We start from the raw sequence: 1,401 nt of genomic DNA, 5'->3' as shown, positions 1-1,401 counted from the left end.
CCTCAAACAGGGATCGGAGCCGCTCAGCCCGCGAGAGATTCTCCGGCGTCACAATGCAACCCGCGTGAACAACGTGCAGTGTATCCCCTTCGATGTTGAGAAGGCCGAAACCGGTGAGCGCTATCCCCGGGTCAATGCCGAGTATTTTCATGAACTCTTGAGGGACTCAAGGAGTTCATCAGCAATATCGAAATTCGCGTAGACTTCCTGAACGTCGTCGTGATCTTCAAGAGCCTCAATGAGAGAAAGGACCTGCTGTGCCTGCTTCCCCTCGACGCTTACTGTGGTTTTGGGAACCATGGTGACCTGGGCAACGGCGTACTGGAGACCACTCCTCTCAATGGCCTCCTTCACCTTCTCGAAATCTTCTGGAACTGTAATGACGTCAATGGTGGTTTCGGTGGAGCGAATGTCCTCTGCTCCAGCATCAATTGCTACGGCCATGACCTCTTCTTCGTCCACTTTTCCCTTTTCGAAACTAATGAGTCCCTTGCGCTCAAAAACCCAGGATACACAGCCTGTTTCCCCAAGGTTTCCACCGTGCTTGCTGAAGAGATGCCGGATCTCTGCAGTCGTGCGGTTCCGGTTATCGGTTGTGGCCTCTACCATGATGGCAACGCCACCCGGACCATACCCCTCGTAGATAATCTCTTCGTACGCTACGCCCTCGAGTTCACCGGTCCCCTTTTTGATGGCTTTTTCGATGTTCTCTTGAGGCATGTTCATTTCTCGAGCCTTTTGGATAGCAAGGCGAAGGCGAGGGTTATTCTCAGGGTTGCCACCGCCCTGGCGGGCTGCAACCGTAATGAGACGGATGAGCTTCGAAAAGGCTTTTCCCCGTTCCAGGTCAGTCTTTGCTTTTTTGTGTTTTATCTGGGCCCACTTTGAATGTCCAGACATACCCTCAACGCTCCTTATCGGTTTTCTCACCGTATTGTACCACAACCTGCAGAAAGGCCAAAGACAGAGCCTGAAGACCCCGAGAATAAAAAACCTGGGAGGAAATCCTCCCAGGTTTTTTACTTTTCCCCGGCAGCGTCCTACTTTCCCGCCCAGTTCCCCAGGCAGTATCATCGGCGCTGGAGGGCTTAACTTCCGGGTTCGGAATGGTTCCGGGTGTTTCCCCTCCGCTATGGCCACCGGGAAATCTGTATACCTCTGGGGAAGCATCCTGGAATGAAGCCATTGCGGTCAAGTCCTCGACCGATTAGTACCCCTCGGCTCAAGGTGTTACCACCCTTACACCTGGGGCCTATCAACCGGGTCATCTTCCCGGGGTCTTACCTGGTTAACCCAGTGGGATACCTCATCTTGGGGTGGGCTTCGCGCTTAGATGCTTTCAGCGCTTATCCCATCCGGACACAGCTACCCAGCGATGCCCCTGGCAGGACAACTGGAACA

At 53.7% G+C, this 1,401-nt stretch carries 1 protein-coding gene, 2 rRNA genes and 1 pseudogene (1 of these 4 only partly in view); all 4 read right to left on the bottom strand.

Translation table 11 applies throughout. The features are described from left to right. Positions 1-151, bottom strand: a pseudogene (gene ruvC, locus H5U36_09140) (crossover junction endodeoxyribonuclease RuvC) (it extends 345 nt beyond the left edge of the window). Then, a complete protein-coding gene (locus tag H5U36_09135; protein ID MBC7218278.1) occupies positions 148-900 on the bottom strand; it encodes a YebC/PmpR family DNA-binding transcriptional regulator in 753 nt (250 codons plus the stop codon). Before H5U36_09135 ends, ruvC begins: the two are co-directional and overlap by 4 nt. Before the next feature lie 127 nt (positions 901-1,027). Then, positions 1,028-1,144 (bottom strand): 5S ribosomal RNA (gene rrf / locus H5U36_09130). Between the two features lie 41 nt (positions 1,145-1,185). Beyond that, positions 1,186-1,401: ribosomal RNA gene (locus tag H5U36_09125) — 23S ribosomal RNA — on the bottom strand; the annotation flags it as partial.

This window comes from Candidatus Caldatribacterium sp. (assembly GCA_014359405.1).
GTDB classification, from domain to species: Bacteria; Atribacterota; Atribacteria; order Atribacterales; family Caldatribacteriaceae; genus Caldatribacterium; species Caldatribacterium oleiphilum.
Note: the sequence above shows the minus strand (reverse complement) of the source record. Positions and strands in the feature narration are given on the sequence as shown.

What these genes read in the sequence shown, in the direction of transcription:
- H5U36_09135 (MBC7218278.1), bottom strand. Translation starts at nt 900, where the DNA reads ATGTCTGGACATTCAAAGTGGGCCCAGATAAAACACAAAAAAGCAAAG.